The organism is Desulfococcus sp. (assembly GCF_041737845.1).
Classification (GTDB): Bacteria; Desulfobacterota; Desulfobacteria; order Desulfobacterales; family Desulfococcaceae; genus Desulfococcus.
On the sequence record NZ_JBGSQX010000074.1, the window covers coordinates 49,890 to 63,462 of the forward strand.

General features: G+C 61.7%; 16 protein-coding genes. 6 read left to right on the forward strand and 10 right to left on the reverse strand.

Going from position 1 to position 13,573, the window contains the following annotated elements:
- Nucleotide 1: 1 nt before the first annotated feature.
- From ACEW8N_RS08095 to ACEW8N_RS08105, 3 genes are read left to right on the forward strand one after another with little or no spacing between them, the layout of a single operon-like run.
- The gene (locus ACEW8N_RS08095) at nt 2–226 is read left to right on the forward strand and encodes a hypothetical protein (protein ID WP_373499299.1); all 225 of its coding nucleotides are present in this window, start codon (nt 2–4) and stop codon (nt 224–226) included.
- Nucleotides 227–712 (forward strand): cytochrome c, encoded by a 486-nt coding sequence (locus tag ACEW8N_RS08100; RefSeq protein WP_373499300.1) that lies wholly within the window; start codon nt 227–229, stop codon nt 710–712.
- The gene (locus ACEW8N_RS08105) at nt 670–3,183 is read left to right on the forward strand and encodes a heavy metal translocating P-type ATPase (RefSeq protein WP_373499301.1); all 2,514 of its coding nucleotides are present in this window, start codon (nt 670–672) and stop codon (nt 3,181–3,183) included. The genes ACEW8N_RS08100 and ACEW8N_RS08105 overlap by 43 nt, the downstream gene beginning before the upstream one ends.
- Before the next feature lie 33 nt (nt 3,184–3,216).
- Here the strand turns inward: ACEW8N_RS08105 and ACEW8N_RS08110 are convergent, their stop codons facing one another.
- The 4 genes from ACEW8N_RS08110 to ACEW8N_RS08125 form a co-directional block, all read right to left on the reverse strand.
- Nucleotides 3,217–3,873: a response regulator gene (locus ACEW8N_RS08110; RefSeq protein WP_373499302.1), complete on the reverse strand. Its 657-nt coding sequence runs from the start codon at nt 3,871–3,873 to the stop codon at nt 3,217–3,219.
- 169 nt (nt 3,874–4,042) lie between these two features.
- Complete coding sequence (locus ACEW8N_RS08115) at nt 4,043–4,465, reverse strand: hypothetical protein (RefSeq protein WP_373499303.1); 423 nt, start codon at nt 4,463–4,465, stop codon at nt 4,043–4,045.
- 134 nt (nt 4,466–4,599) lie between these two features.
- On the reverse strand, nt 4,600–5,028 hold the full coding sequence (locus ACEW8N_RS08120; protein WP_373499304.1) for a thioesterase family protein: 429 nt from the start codon (nt 5,026–5,028) through the stop codon (nt 4,600–4,602).
- A 67-nt stretch (nt 5,029–5,095) separates the two neighbouring features.
- Nucleotides 5,096–5,533, reverse strand: coding sequence for a hypothetical protein (locus tag ACEW8N_RS08125; RefSeq protein ID WP_373499305.1), 438 nt, complete (start codon nt 5,531–5,533; stop codon nt 5,096–5,098).
- Nucleotides 5,534–5,808: 275 nt separating this feature from the next.
- Here ACEW8N_RS08125 and epsC point away from each other — a divergent pair, with 275 nt between their 5' ends.
- Together epsC and cysK are read left to right on the forward strand one after the other, a co-directional pair.
- Nucleotides 5,809–6,759, forward strand: a complete 951-nt coding sequence (epsC, locus tag ACEW8N_RS08130) for a serine O-acetyltransferase EpsC (protein WP_373499306.1) — start codon at nt 5,809–5,811, stop codon at nt 6,757–6,759.
- Between the two features lie 27 nt (nt 6,760–6,786).
- Entirely contained in the window at nt 6,787–7,710 is a 924-nt protein-coding gene (cysK, locus tag ACEW8N_RS08135; RefSeq protein ID WP_373499307.1) for a cysteine synthase A, read from the forward strand.
- Between the two features lie 42 nt (nt 7,711–7,752).
- Here cysK and ACEW8N_RS08140 read toward each other — a convergent pair whose 3' ends face one another.
- From ACEW8N_RS08140 to ACEW8N_RS08160, 5 genes are all read right to left on the reverse strand, one after another.
- Nucleotides 7,753–8,454, reverse strand: coding sequence for a sulfite exporter TauE/SafE family protein (locus tag ACEW8N_RS08140; protein WP_373499308.1), 702 nt, complete (start codon nt 8,452–8,454; stop codon nt 7,753–7,755).
- Nucleotides 8,441–8,848: a hypothetical protein gene (locus ACEW8N_RS08145; protein WP_373499309.1), complete on the reverse strand. Its 408-nt coding sequence runs from the start codon at nt 8,846–8,848 to the stop codon at nt 8,441–8,443. Before ACEW8N_RS08145 ends, ACEW8N_RS08140 begins: the two co-directional genes overlap by 14 nt.
- 96 nt (nt 8,849–8,944) lie before the next feature.
- Complete coding sequence (locus tag ACEW8N_RS08150) at nt 8,945–10,081, reverse strand: ABC transporter permease (protein ID WP_373499310.1); 1,137 nt, start codon at nt 10,079–10,081, stop codon at nt 8,945–8,947.
- Nucleotides 10,068–10,385 carry a hypothetical protein gene (locus ACEW8N_RS08155; protein WP_373499311.1) on the reverse strand — a complete coding sequence of 106 codons (318 nt, stop codon included), beginning with the start codon at nt 10,383–10,385 and terminating at the stop codon, nt 10,068–10,070. The genes ACEW8N_RS08150 and ACEW8N_RS08155 overlap by 14 nt, the downstream gene beginning before the upstream one ends.
- The gene (locus ACEW8N_RS08160) at nt 10,385–11,311 is read right to left on the reverse strand and encodes a nitrous oxide reductase accessory protein NosL (RefSeq protein ID WP_373499312.1); all 927 of its coding nucleotides are present in this window, start codon (nt 11,309–11,311) and stop codon (nt 10,385–10,387) included. Before ACEW8N_RS08160 ends, ACEW8N_RS08155 begins: the two co-directional genes overlap by 1 nt.
- A gap of 219 nt (nt 11,312–11,530) precedes the next feature.
- Here ACEW8N_RS08160 and ACEW8N_RS08165 point away from each other — a divergent pair, with 219 nt between their 5' ends.
- Nucleotides 11,531–12,367 carry a class I SAM-dependent methyltransferase gene (locus ACEW8N_RS08165; protein WP_373499313.1) on the forward strand — a complete coding sequence of 279 codons (837 nt, stop codon included), beginning with the start codon at nt 11,531–11,533 and terminating at the stop codon, nt 12,365–12,367.
- 45 nt (nt 12,368–12,412) lie between these two features.
- On the opposite strand, the gene ACEW8N_RS08170 is transcribed toward ACEW8N_RS08165, so the two are convergent.
- The gene (locus tag ACEW8N_RS08170) at nt 12,413–13,369 is read right to left on the reverse strand and encodes a UbiA family prenyltransferase (RefSeq protein WP_373499314.1); all 957 of its coding nucleotides are present in this window, start codon (nt 13,367–13,369) and stop codon (nt 12,413–12,415) included.
- Nucleotides 13,370–13,573 lie beyond the last annotated feature (204 nt).

The window sequence follows — 13,573 nt, forward strand, 5'->3', positions numbered from 1 at the left end:
TATGGAACATACCTATGAAACATCGGAAGTCCGGTCGTGGGTGATCATCGGCCTGATCCTCGCCTTCATCCTGGCCAAGGGCGTCTTTGCGTTTGTGATGGTGGGGGACCGGGGCCAGCCGGATTGGGATTACCGGGCCGTCAAGGACGTGCCCGGGGAGTCTCCCTATGCCGTCTACGAGGTGCTGCCATATCCCCAGCATGTCAGGGGAAGCGGGGGGGAATAGATGATCTGTCGCCTGTTCATGATCCTGGTCTGTGCACTCGCCACGGTCGCCTGCAACGACTGGCGCATGTGGGACACCCCTGCCGTCAAGCCTCACGAGGAGCCTCTGCTCATTATGGATGAGCAGACCGTCCCTCTGGAGGCGGATGCTGAAGCCCCCTACCGGCTGGCCGACGGCAAGACGCTCGTGTCGCCTGTGGCGGAAGGCAAACCCGACACCATCGAGGCCGGCCGGACGGGCTACCTGACCTACTGCGCCCAGTGCCACGGCAAAACCCACGACGGCAACGGCACCGTGGGCCAGAGCTTTGCGCCCCTGCCGACCGACCTGAGAAGCGACAAGGTCCAGGCCCAGACCCACGGGGAGATCTTCAAGACCATAAGCTACGGCACCGCCAACGGGAGGCAGCCCGCCCTCGCGACCACCATCGAGGTTCCCGAACGGTGGGCGATCGCGGTCTACATCAAATCCCTGGGGGTGCGCTGACGGAAAACGGCAGGGCGGCGGACACCTGCGGCGCATGCGACCTGTGCGGGCTTCCCCTCCGGATGGGGCCTGTCCGGGCCGACATCGACGGGACGCCCAGGGGTTTCTGCTGTCAGGGATGCCGGCAGGTCTTCCGGATGCTGTCGGAGGCCCGGAATGCAGCGGATACGCCGGACCCCGCCCCGTTTCACGAAACCGAGCTGTTCAAGGAATGCCGCAGGTTGGGGATCATCCCCCAGTCCGAGGCAGACCTCACGCCTTCTTCCCCTGCCGCGAAAGCCGGAGGCCCCGTTCCGGCCGACCCGCCGGACCTGCCGCAGGATCTTCCGGAGCTTTCCCTCCAGGTGGAAGGCATGTGGTGCCCGGCCTGCGCCTGGCTGATCGATGAAACCCTGAAAAAGGTCCCCGGGATCATCGCCCCTGCGACGCGCTTCTCCACGGACACCTTCCAATGCCGCTATCATCCCGTGCGGATTACCCCCGACGAGATCGCCCGCCACATTCGGAAGCTGGGATACCGCCCGGCGGACGGCGCGGAGGAAAATCCGCCCGGAAAACGGCGGGAGATCTACCGGTTCGCTCTGTCCGCAGTGTTCTCCGTGAACGTGATGATGCTCTCCTTTGCCCTGTATTCCGGTTTTTTCATCCGCCTCTCCCGGGAGGCGGTCCATTATCTTTCCTGGCCCATCTTCATCCTGGCGAGCGTTCCTTTTTTTTACGGAGGATGGCGGATTCACCGGCGGGCCTGGGCCGGGGTCCGGGCCCGGGTTTTCCCCATGGAGACCCTGATCAGCGCGGCCTCCGGAAGCGCCTATTTCTACAGCGTGTTCAACCTGATGCAGGGAAGCATCCATCTCTATTTTGATACGGCATCCATGCTGATCACCCTGACCCTGCTGGGAAAGCTGCTGGAGCGGGGCGCCAAGGACCGGGTCCTGAAAGACCTGACGGCCCTCTTCGCCCTCAACCCGACCAAGGTGAAGCTTGTCTCCGACCAATATCCCCGGGGCCGGTATGCCGCGGCCGAGTCGCTGAAGAAAGGGGATCTGTTCATCGTGGAGGAGGGGGACATCGTCCCGGCCGACGGCATGGTTGTCGAAGGAAGCGGCCGGGTGGATGAAGCCTCCCTCACCGGCGAAGCCGCGCCGATCCGGAAGCGGCCGGGCGACCCTCTCCACTGCGGGACGACCGTGGTCCAGGGGCTGCTCCGGGTGAATGCCCGGGCCGTGGGGGAGGATTCCACCCTGGGGCAGATGCGGCGCATCATCCAGCGGAGCCTCGATGAAAAAACCGCCTTTGAGGGAAGGACCGACCGGCTCCTCTTCGCCTTTGTGCCGCTGATTCTGGGGCTCGCCGCGGCCACCGGCGCCTTCTGCTGGGCGAAGGGGATGGAGGGTGAAACCGCCCTGGTCCGGGCCATCACGGTGATGGTCATCTCCTGCCCCTGCGCCCTGGGAATTGCAATTCCCCTGGCCCGGGTCGCCGGCATCTCGGTCGCCGGCAGACAGGGGATTCTGGTGCGCGAATTTTCCTGCTTCGAACGCGCGGGCATGGTGGACGCGTTCGTGTTCGACAAGACCGGGACCCTGACCGAGGGATGCCATGAACTTCAGGAGGTCGTTTCGTTTCCGCCGTTCCAGATGCGGGAGGCGCTGGCGCTGGCGGCCGGGCTGGAGCAGGCGTCCGAGCATTACCTGGCTGCGGAGATCCGCCGGGTCTCCCGGGGGGAAGGGATCCCGCCGGAGATGGTCGCCTCCCTGAAAAGCCATGAAAACGGGATATCCGGAGCATGGCGCGGCGGGCCGGTGCGGATCGGGGCCCTCGAGTTTGTCCCCGAGGCCCGGGAACGGGAAGATCTCCAGCATCTCGCAGCGGACGAGCTGTCGCGGGTCTACATGGCTTCGGGGGGGCGCCTTGCCGCCGTGTTTGTCTTCGGGGACCGGATTCGTCCGGGGGCGGCGGAGACCGTCCGGGAATTGCGGCGGCGCGGCCATCGGGTCGCCCTGGTCTCCGGGGATGAGCTCCGAACGACCCTTGCGATCGGTCGGAAGGTGGGGATTCAGGAATGCCGGGGCAGCGTGCTTCCCGGCGAAAAAGCGGCATTCATCCGGCAGCTCGGGAAAGCGGGGGAGCGGACGGCGATGGTCGGCGACGGCATCAACGATGCACCGGCCCTGATTGCGGCGGACCTGTCAATCGCCGTGTATTCCGGTCCTTATCTTGGCAGGGAGGCTGCGGACATGACCCTCATGCAGAGCGATCCGCGACAGATCCTGACATTTCTCGACCTGTCCGGAAAGGTCAACCGTAAGATTCTCCAGAACCTGATCTGCTCAGGCGCCTATAACCTGCTCAGCATCCCCGTCGCCATGGCGGGCCTCCTGACGCCGCTGGTGGCCGTGACCGCCATGCTCCTCAGCAGTCTTACCGTTATCGGCAACACCCTGCTCCTGATCCGGCGCGCCGGATGATCCTTCCGCCCTGCGGCTTTCCGGTTGAAGATCTTATTCCGGGTTCGTGATATACCCATTGTCCATGGCGTACTTGACCAGGTCGGGCATCTTTTTGATCATGAGTTTTTTTTGGATATTGGCCCGGTGGTGCTGGGTCGTGCGGAGGCTGATATGAAGCATCTCGGAGATGTCTTTTGAGGTGTACCCTTCGACAATCAGCTTGAGGATCTCCTTTTCACGGGTGGTGAGCGGGTCCACGCGGGAGCCGGCGCCTCTCCGGAAGGAGGTGATGAAGGCCTTGGTCAGGCCCGACGTAATGTTCGGGGAGAGGTAGATCTCCCCGTTCCGAACGGTCTCGATGGCCGTGAACAGCTCCTCGTCCGTATCCTCTTTCAGCAGGTATCCGTCCACCCCCGCCGATATGGCCTGGATGAGATATTCTTTGGATTTGTGCATGCTGAGGATCAATACCTTGAGCCTGGGGTAGAGATCCTTCATCTCGATGGCGGCCTCTATGCCCCGGATTTTCGGCATGGAGATATCCACGATGACCATATCGGGCTTTTTGCCCTTCAGCGCGTTGAGCAGTTCAAGGCCGTCTCCAACCTCGGCGATCACCTCGAGGCCGTTCCCCTCCTCGATGATTTTTCGTATGCCCTGCCGCAGGATGGCATGATCGTCCGCCAGAATGATCTGGTAAGGTTTCATAGGGCGTCCCGTCGGGGGGTATCTGTGGCCATGGCTGAAATCCACCCTGTGCCGGCCCGGCCCGGTGCTTCCGAGCCGGACCGGGCCCTGCCGTAGATGATTGGAAGGGCGTGCAGCGGGGGTGCACCCGCGACTTCGGATGCCGGGGCACAACGCGGCCCTGAGAAAACTACTCCGGAAACTTGATGGATATCTTGTGCCCCCCGTCCTTGGGCTTCATTTTTACCATCAGTTCGATGCTGCTGTCGCGGATCCCGAGCGCCAGAGGGGTCTTGCCTTTTCCCCCTTCGAGGTGAGTGATTTCGGTGAGCGCGTCGACGATCTTCCTCGCGGTGTCGGCTCCGGGCGAGGGCAGTTCCGCTTCACGATATTCGGCCGTCACCTTGACCGATCCGTCGCTTCCGACGAACAATTCGATTTCCTTGGCGTTGCTGTTCACGCCGTGAAGCGCCGCCAGCGACAGCCATTTCAGCGCCGCTTCATCCTTGTCGGCATCATGGGCAAGCGCAGACATCTCTTTCAGCGGATCGGTGGTGGCATAACAATCACAGAGTTCCTGAACCTTCACGTGCATGCTTCCTGAATCTTTCATGGCGTATCCCCTTTCATTGCGGGTTGTAATGAAAAAAATCCCTCATGCTTATCCGCTATGGTAAACATTATTTCATATGAATCAAGCGGGCTTCCGGAGGATACGACGGTTCGCCAATTTTGATTAACTATTTGTTATAAATTATGTTTTTTTCGCTTTTCGGCAATGGCCGCATTGAATTTCACGGGGTTGACGATGAACCGCTCGTGGGTCCCCTTGGAGATCCGATCCACGCCGTCGTTGGCTTCGATGGCGAAGGTCAGTTTTTTCCCTTCCATCGAGACAAGCTCCACGTTGACCGTCACGGTAAACCCCGGCGGCGTGGCCGCAGTGTGGCTCAGCTGGAATCCGATGCCGACGGTCTGCTCATCGGGCCAGTCGAGATGGGGCTTGATGGCCTTGATGCAGGCAAATTCAAAGAGGCCGATCATGAAACCCGAAGCGAAAACATTCGGCATGACCTGGCCTTCCGGAAATTCCGGAAACAGGCGGGGGACGGTTTTGTCTTCGGGGACCTTGTACTGGAATTCGAACGTCAAGCCGGGTGCCAGGGAATCTTTCATGATCTGCCTCCGTGTGTGTGGGTGATCGGGATCGGGCCGAGCCTCCGCTATCTGTTGCGGCGTCGGATCACCGCCGGATGATTTCGATGTCGAGATGCTTGTCCTCCGGTTTTTTGTCGCTGAACTGCCTGACGCCCCGCCTGTCGATCCAGGTGTAGATGACTTCGGGAACGGCATTGGGCGCTCGACGGGGCGTGTCAAGACTGCCGGATCCGCCGGTCCGTTCCCCGGGCGTTGCTTCCGGGGAGGCCTTGGCTGCGTCCATGCCGGGGATATACTTCCGCAGTTTTTCCAACGCGTCGAATTTGATCGTCATCTCCCGGACAAAGGACCTGAATTCGGAGGTCTCGCGCCAGAGGGCCTTCACCTGCCGGTCGGCGTCGGTGACGACCCGATCCAATTCAGGGGAATACTGCGCCAGCGCTCTCTGGTGATGGAGATAGACAGCGGCGCCGACGGCGATGAGCAGGAGGAGCATTAGGGTCCTCAGCGTGTTTTTGATCATGACCGTGGGGGGCTCCTGTTCTGAGTCTTCGTTAAGATTCGGCATGCGCCTCGGGCCCCTGTGGGGCAGCAGACCCACATGAAATGCCACAGGTACGTTAAAATGAACTATACCAGAGATATATAAGGTGTAAACAACTATTTTTCATGGGATTCCGCGTGATGCCTGGAACCGGGCCGCCGCCGGCCGGTGGCCGCCTTTCCAAACGGCGGCCGATGATTATGTTTACTGGTTATTGAGCAATTGTTTCGGGAAATCATTCAGGAGAAGGCCCCATGAAGAGAGAGCCGGTCACGGAAGAATCGTCGTGCCGCAGTGATGCGGAAATTTCCTCGAACTGCCGGGCGCATTTGCCGGAGATCGTCAAGCACATCGTCCGGGGGTGCGAGGAGAAGAAATGCTACCACCATATCGCCTATGAACCGATCCCCTCCCGGGAGTCGGTGATCCAGATTGTCGAGGGCATGCGGGATATCCTCTTTCCCGGATACTTCAGCCGGAGCAGACTGGATCCCGTCAACCTGGAATATACCCTGGGGCAGTCGGTTTCCGTCCTGTACGACATGCTGGCCGAGCAGATCTGCCGGAGCATCCGGCATGACTGCTTCCGGTACGACAACGTGTGCGTGCGGTGTGAAGAGCAGGGGCAGGAGACGGCGCTTTCGCTGTTCCGTTCGGTGCCGGAAATCCAGGAGATGCTGGCCGCCGATGTCTCGGCCGCCTACGACGGGGACCCGGCCGCCAGGAGCCATGACGAGATCATCTTCAGCTACCCCGGCATCTTCGCCATCATGGTCTACCGCGTTGCCCACCGGCTCTTTGAACTGAAGATCCCGCTCCTTCCCCGCATCATGACCGAATACGCCCACAGCATCACCGGGATCGACATCCATCCGGGGGCTGAAATCGGGCTGCGGTTCGTGATCGATCACGGCACCGGCGTCGTGATCGGCGAAACGACCGAAATCGGCAATGACGTCCGCGTGTACCAGGGGGTCACCCTGGGGGCGCTTTCCCTCCCCAAGGATGCGGGGGAGCGCCTTCGCGGAAAGAAGCGGCACCCCACCATCGAGGACGATGTGATCATTTACTCCGGGGCCACGATTCTGGGGGGCGATACCGTGATCGGGCGCCGGTCCGTCATCGGGGGAAACGTCTGGATCACCGAATCGATCCCCCCGGATACGAGGGTGCTGATGGAACCGCCCAAGCTCCTGTATCGATAATCCTTGTTGAGGAATGGAGACGACGTCATGATGATCTACAAAAACATGCAGGAGACGATCGGAAGAACGCCCCTGGTGAGGCTGAACCGAACGGCAGGGGGGGTGGAGGCTGAGCTGTACGCAAAACTGGAGTTTTTCAACCCCCTGGGGAGCGTCAAGGACCGCATCGCCGCTTCCATGATCGACGCGGCGGAAGCGCGGGGGCTGATCGGGCCGGAGACCCTGATTGTCGAGCCGACCAGCGGGAATACGGGGATCGCCCTGGCCTTCATCTGCGCCGCCAGGGGGTACCGCCTTTGCCTCACCATGCCTGAAACCATGAGCGTGGAGCGGCGGAAGCTCCTGAAGCATCTCGGCGCGGACCTGGTCTTGAGCCCCGGCCCCAAGGGCATGAAGGGCGCCATCGAAGCCGCGGGTGAGATCGTTTCGCGGGGGGGCGACGTGTTCATGCCCAATCAGTTCGCCAATCCGGCCAACCCGGACATCCACCGCAGAACCACGGCCGAGGAGATCTGGAGCGATACCGGGGGGCGGGTGGACATCTTTGTTGCCGGGGTGGGCACCGGCGGCACCATCACCGGCGTGGCCCAGGCCATCAAGGGTCGCAAACCGGAATTTCAGGCCGTGGCCGTTGAACCGGCGGAGTCCCCGGTGCTCTCCGGCGGCGCCGCAGGTCCCCATAAGATTCAGGGGATCGGGGCCGGCTTTGTGCCCGAGGTCCTGGATCGGGGGATCATCGACGAGGTCGTCGCCGTGACGGGCGAGGAGGCCTTTGAAACCGCGAGGCTCCTCGCGCGGACCGAGGGCATCCTCTGCGGGATCTCCTCGGGGGCCGCGGCGGCGGCGGCGCTCAAGGTCGCCCGCCGGCCGGAGTCAAGGGGAAAGGTGATCGTCGCGCTCCTGGCGAGCACGGGGGAGCGATACATCAGCACCGAGCTTTTCCTGGCGTAGCGGCCGTTTTGACCCCTTGATCGCAGGCGTGGGGCACTCGGCTCACAGACACAGGCCCTGATAGACGAAAACAGCGCCGAAAACGATGACGATCATGGCCGCGGCCCGGTAAACGAGCGCCCTTGAGCGGATCCACCGGACGCTTGACATCCGGGCAACGAGCATGAGCGCGGGGAAGGTCCCCAGGCCGAAAGCCGCCATGGCCAGGGCCCCCGTCAGAAACCCGGCGGCCGGATGGGTCTCGGCCATGGCGAGCCGGGCGGCCGCCAGAAGGGCGGTATAGACCGGGCCGCAGGGCAAAAGTCCCAACAGGAGGCCCAGCGGGAAACAGGTGCCGGGCCGCAGGGGCGCGCGGGCGAGCCGCTGATACCCCCGGGCGATGATCCCGCCCTCCGGGGAGGCGCTCCGGAACATCCTGCCCAAGGGGAGCCACCCGCCCATGGCCAGACCGGTGAGGATGATGAGAAATCCCGTTAGGATCATGACCGCTTTCTGAACCCCGGCGATCTGGGCCGCGAGACCGGTAAAGGCGCCGGTCGCCCCGACGATCCCCCCGAGCAGGGCATAGGTGACGATTCGGCCGGCAGTGTAGAGAAGGTGGGGAAGAAGGAGGGCTTTTGCAGGCGATTTGAGACCCATGGCCACGACGATGGGCCCGCACATGCCGATGCAGTGGCCGAATCCGACGGCAAGGCCCGTGGAGAGGAAGAACAGAAAAGCTGCCGGCAGCTCAGTAGAGGACATCAAAGACAAATACCGCCTCCCCCAAGCCCGGCACCGTCACCCGGGCCTTCCAGGTCGGAATCCCGCTGGGGCACCGCACGATGACCCCCGCTCCCGAATAGACCCCGGGCAGTTCCCGGGTCATGGTGATTCGATTGTATCCCATAAACATATCGGGCATGTCCAGATCGATAAACGGCGAATCCCCAAAGGCCTCGCCAGACGCGGGCGGAGGGTCTATGGTGAGCCGGAAGGCCAGGTCGGTCATGGCCCGAACCGGCCTGGGAGAGATGTCCAGGCTTGCCGTACCGCCTGCCAGGGACTGGATGCACGGGCCGCGCTGGATATCGCAATCCGGGGTGGTCGCTCCGTGCGGCGGGGCGGGCCGGCGGGACGCCGCCAGATAGATCAGCATGCCAACCGCCGCCAGGCATGCCAGCAGGAAAGGTCCTCGACGGATCATGTTATCGTACGGGGTATCGTGCGGGGTTTCATCCGGGCCTCCCGTCCGCTATCCGCTTCTGAGGGCCGTATCCGGCGGGAGGGTCGCCGTCCGCCAGACGGGAACGATGGTCATCAGGGTGTAGGGAACGACGCTCATGAAAAACAGAAGGGCGATGTCGCCCGCGCTGAACCGGGGCGGGAGGTCGTAGCGGGGGTAAAGCACGGACCATCCCTTGAGGACGGGGGCAAAAACGGGCGCCGACAGCAAAAAAACGTGAACATACGCCAAAGCCGTGCCCGCCATGAATGCGGAGAGGGAGATGACGGCCCCCTCCCAGAACTTGACGGCGAGAATATCCCCCGTATCCCATCCCAGGGCTTTCAGGATGCCGATTTCGATGCGCTCCTCGCCGCTTACTCCGGCGGCTCTTTCCCACGCGAGGATCCAGAACGCCAGCATGGCGCCTACAAACAGCACCATGACGATGCCGCTGCGCCAGTTGAAAATCGCCTGATAGGTCTTCTGGATATCCGCCTTCAATATGTGCAGGGTGTCCGGGAGTGCCCGGGATACCTTCAGGGCGATGGTCGCCGTCTCCTGTGGATTTTTCACCGTGATGACGATATCCGCCGCAAACCCGTCCGGCAGGCCGGACACCCGCCGGAAGGTCGCCTCGGACATGAGGATGAGATCCGACGACAAGAGTCCCGTATCGGATTTCAACGATTCGACGGCATCGAGGAGGATGCCTTCCCTGTCGTGGGTGGTGAAAAAAAGACGGCGGCCCTCGACACTGCCCCAGGTCCGCATAACCCCCTCGCCGACGATGACCTCATGGTCCGAATGAAAAAAGACGGGCGGCACCATGATGGTGTAGCTGCATCCGTTGATCGGGTTGGAATAATATCCCCACAACCGGGGCCGCATCGACCGGATGCCCCGGATGGCGCCAAGATGCTCCCCATAGGAGAGGGGAAGAAAGACCTGTCGTCCGGCAATGATCCGCTGAACCACGATGTCCGGCGCCTTTTCCAATAGCGCCGTGGCTTCCTGCTGCAGGGCCGACCCCAGAAAAATGGCCGATGCCGTGACAAAGACGATGAGGGTGAACACCAGCATCAGGGCGAGGTGCCGCCATTTTCGGCGGAACAGACATGAAAGGGTGTAGTCCAGCAGATGGCGGTGCCGCTCAATCCACGTCATGGCCGACATGAGAGAGGCGAAGGGGAGGAGGAAGGAGCGTGCCGGATGGAAAATGCTCCCTGGCCGCGGGGTGATCCTGGAACGGGGCATGACGGTCGGTCACGGCCGGGTTCCGGGTATGGGGGGCTTCGGTGAAGAGGCACAGGTCGGTGAGACCGAGCTCGGCGACCATGGCCTCCCGCAGGCCCCTCGCCCGGGCTGCTTCAGGCCCGCCGAAGCGGGGGTGGACCCCCAGGAGGAGGATGAAAAGGGTGATGCCTGTCATCGTCAGGCCGAGATACAGGGTGGAACCCCGCATCTTCATCAGTCCAGGCCCTGGAGGGTTTCCGAGGTGATCTCCGTGAATTGAAGGATTTTTTTCCCCTGGTGATCCTTCATGAAGGTTTCGGCGTCGGGGCGGCTGACCACGGGGATCAGTTCCCGGCCCATGGGGCCGTAAACATCGCTGCCGATCACGAAGAAGGCGGTTCTGGCGTCGATGAAGGTCATGTCGTAATAATCGGTGACGTGAATGCTCCGGACATCGCCGGCCTTTTTTCCAGGAGCGTATTTTTCGAGGCCGAACAGGTACTTGAAGAGGTCTTTCGCGCCGTCGAAATACTGCCGATCCCCCCCTGCGAAGGTGATCACGCCGGTCCAGTCGGGATATTTGGCGACGAACATGCCGCAGACCGGGCATTTCTCCTCCGACGAGGGCTTTGGCTGCTTTTCGGCGGTATCGGCGTGTGCTGCGTGCATTTTTTTTCGTTTTTCGCGAATCATCCGGGTATCGGCGTACATATCTTCATAGGCGGCCTTCATGGCGGCATCGAAATTGGAGATGGCGCCGCCGTGTGCGCTGACAAAGGCTTCCGCATTGCGCAGCTCCTTGAAGGCCCACTTGGCCCGGTGGGTCATGACGCCCGTCTTGCTTCCCCCGATGACCCAGACGGCGGTCTCGGCGTCGATCAGTTCACGGGTGTCGTAATCCCCCGCCTCGATTTTCACGGGTGTCTTGTCGAGATGGATGGCCATGGATATGGCGGCGCAATGCAGGGAGCAGTACCCCGATGACGAGGCATCCTCATAGGTCACCAGTATCCTTGAAAAGGCGAACTGTTTCCGGTCCATGTCACATAATGGGCATTTGGGATATTTTTCGATGTCTGACTGGCCGGCGCCGCCCGAGGCGAGAACGGCGGACGGCACGAGGAGGATGAGCACGAAAGAGATGAGGCAACGGCGTTTCATTCTGTGTTCCTTGACGGTGTGGGGGATGGTGGATTTGAGAAAAAATTTTGAAAAACATACCACGGGGGCGGGTCTCGGTCAATAAAACTCTTGTTCCCATCATAGGCCTTGAATAATCTTCCCATCTTTGAGATATTCTTCGACTCCAAATTTAAATGGGCCATCGGATCGGGATCATTCGGGGAAAACTATTCCACGTTCCCCAACAAGGCAACCCTGTTGAATCGAAAGACGGTCGATATGCAATTGAACACGCCCAAATGGTCGGCGGCGCAGCAACGAAAAGAACAGCTGGATGATCATATCTCCCTGAAACGCCAGGCCCAGTTCGGTTTCGAAGCGCTTTCCGAGCGGGAAAAGGCGGCGCGGGTGAGGCGTCATTTCAATTCCGTGGCCCACAAATACGATATGATGAATACCGTTCTGAGCCTGGGCATACACTACCTGTGGAAGAAAATCGCCGTCGCGGGCCTTGGGTTGAAGCCCGGCGAGGCCGTCCTCGACGTATGCGGCGGGACCGGAGACCTGTCCGTCATGGCCCGGAAGGCCGTCGGGCCTTCCGGCAAGGTCGTGCTCTACGACATCAACTGGGACATGATCCATGCCGGCCGGATCAAGCCCACCAATGCCGGCAGCCGGAGGGGCATCCTGTATGTACAGGGGGACGCCGAGCGGATTTCGTTTCCGGACGGCGCCTTCGACGTCGTCATGGTCGGCTTTGCCGTCAGAAACATCACCCACATGAAGCAGGCCTTCCGGGAGATGTGCCGGGTGTTGAAGCCGGGGGGCCGGTTTCTCTGCCTGGAATTCTCGAAGCCGGTCTGGCCCTGGTTCCGGTGGCTCTACGACTTCTATTCCTTCCAAATCATGCCGCTCCTGGGGGACCTGGTCCTGGGCGAACGGAAGGCCTATACCTGCCTTCCGGAAACCATCCGCCTGTTTCTCATGCCGGACGAATTGACCGAGGTGCTCACCTCCGCCGGGTTTTCGGGGGTCACCTATGAACGGATGACCAACGGGATCGCGGTGGCCCACACCGGCACCAAAAAACGATAGGCCGCAGCGGCTTTCATCTTCCCGAAGCAGCCCGGAAGCCGGGGATCAGGATGAGATGAGGAGGGTGATCGCCACGATGGAAAACAGGGCCGGAGGATAATAACTGGCTCTGTTGAAGAGATGCATGGCCGATGCGCTGGAAGGATGCCGCTGGAAATCTGCGGCGGGCAGAATGAGAAGCCAGACGCCCAGCGCGAGGATGGAAAGGTAGGCTGCGGCGCCGAAACGGATCGGGGAGATTCCGAACAGAACCAGGGTGAGGCCCACCGCTGCCCCCAGCGTCACCTGGACGGCAAACGCGGAAAGATCTAAGCCCAGGCGGACGGGGATGGTTTTGGCGCCCAGCCGGATGTCTTCATCGACATCGCTGCTGTCGTTGGGGATGTTCTGCCCTCCGAGTTCCCAGAAGAACAGCATGAAGAAGAGGGTGGCGATGAAAACCGGCGACGGGCTCGGGTCGACGGCGAACACGGCGGCGATGGATCCCAGGGTCTTGACGATGCCGTTGATGAGCGCGCGGAACGGGCTGACCTTCAGCAGGAGGCAGTAGACCGCTTCCAGGAGACAGCCCCCAATGAAGATCCATGCGCAGACCGGGTTGAGGAAATAGGCCCCGGCAAATGCGACCGCCGCCCATGCAAGTGCCCAGGCAAGGCCCTCCCGGAACCGCAGCAGCCCCTGGGCCATGGGGTGGCGCACCAGGGCCGCGTCGAGGTCCTGGGTGCCGGTCCGCGCCTGGTAGTCCTTCTGCCTGAGCTTTTCCTGGTCCACCCGGTAATCGACGACGTCGTTCAGGGCATAGACGGCGGTGTAGCCGGCAAAGACCGTGATCAGGCCCACCAGGAGAACCGGGAGGGGCGGCAGCCCGCCCAGCCACAGGCCGGCGGCGAAGCACGGGGTGGTCATGTCCATCAGCCCGTGGGGGGTGCGGGACAGGGCGAAAAAGAGCCTCAATCGAACATCGCGGATGACTCCGGGCAGGCCTGCGGCGGTTTTCACCATTCGACTCCTGGGTATATCGGTACGGGATACGGCATGATTTCCATGGATACAGGGCGGTTGGCGGGTCACGGAAGCATCCGCCCGAAACATTTTGGGTTGGCCCTAAATAAACGATAACCGGCGGCAAGTCAAGGCGCATCGGAGGGGATTCGACTCCTGGAACAACCGCCCCGGCCGCATGCAGCGCGAGAGGAAAGGGAGGGT

What these genes read in the sequence shown, in the direction of transcription:
- ACEW8N_RS08145 (WP_373499309.1), bottom strand. Translation starts at nt 8,848, where the DNA reads ATGCTGATCTATCTGGCGGCGTCCCGCCGGCCCGCCCCGCCGCACGGA.
- epsC (WP_373499306.1), top strand. Translation starts at nt 5,809, where the DNA reads ATGAAGAGAGAGCCGGTCACGGAAGAATCGTCGTGCCGCAGTGATGCG.
- ACEW8N_RS08155 (WP_373499311.1), bottom strand. Translation starts at nt 10,385, where the DNA reads ATGAAGATGCGGGGTTCCACCCTGTATCTCGGCCTGACGATGACAGGC.
- ACEW8N_RS08115 (WP_373499303.1), bottom strand. Translation starts at nt 4,465, where the DNA reads ATGAAAGATTCAGGAAGCATGCACGTGAAGGTTCAGGAACTCTGTGAT.
- ACEW8N_RS08095 (WP_373499299.1), top strand. Translation starts at nt 2, where the DNA reads ATGGAACATACCTATGAAACATCGGAAGTCCGGTCGTGGGTGATCATC.
- ACEW8N_RS08150 (WP_373499310.1), bottom strand. Translation starts at nt 10,081, where the DNA reads ATGACGTGGATTGAGCGGCACCGCCATCTGCTGGACTACACCCTTTCA.
- ACEW8N_RS08120 (WP_373499304.1), bottom strand. Translation starts at nt 5,028, where the DNA reads ATGAAAGATTCCCTGGCACCCGGCTTGACGTTCGAATTCCAGTACAAG.
- ACEW8N_RS08140 (WP_373499308.1), bottom strand. Translation starts at nt 8,454, where the DNA reads ATGTCCTCTACTGAGCTGCCGGCAGCTTTTCTGTTCTTCCTCTCCACG.
- ACEW8N_RS08160 (WP_373499312.1), bottom strand. Translation starts at nt 11,311, where the DNA reads ATGAAACGCCGTTGCCTCATCTCTTTCGTGCTCATCCTCCTCGTGCCG.
- ACEW8N_RS08125 (WP_373499305.1), bottom strand. Translation starts at nt 5,533, where the DNA reads ATGATCAAAAACACGCTGAGGACCCTAATGCTCCTCCTGCTCATCGCC.
- cysK (WP_373499307.1), top strand. Translation starts at nt 6,787, where the DNA reads ATGATGATCTACAAAAACATGCAGGAGACGATCGGAAGAACGCCCCTG.
- ACEW8N_RS08170 (WP_373499314.1), bottom strand. Translation starts at nt 13,369, where the DNA reads ATGGTGAAAACCGCCGCAGGCCTGCCCGGAGTCATCCGCGATGTTCGA.
- ACEW8N_RS08100 (WP_373499300.1), top strand. Translation starts at nt 227, where the DNA reads ATGATCTGTCGCCTGTTCATGATCCTGGTCTGTGCACTCGCCACGGTC.
- ACEW8N_RS08110 (WP_373499302.1), bottom strand. Translation starts at nt 3,873, where the DNA reads ATGAAACCTTACCAGATCATTCTGGCGGACGATCATGCCATCCTGCGG.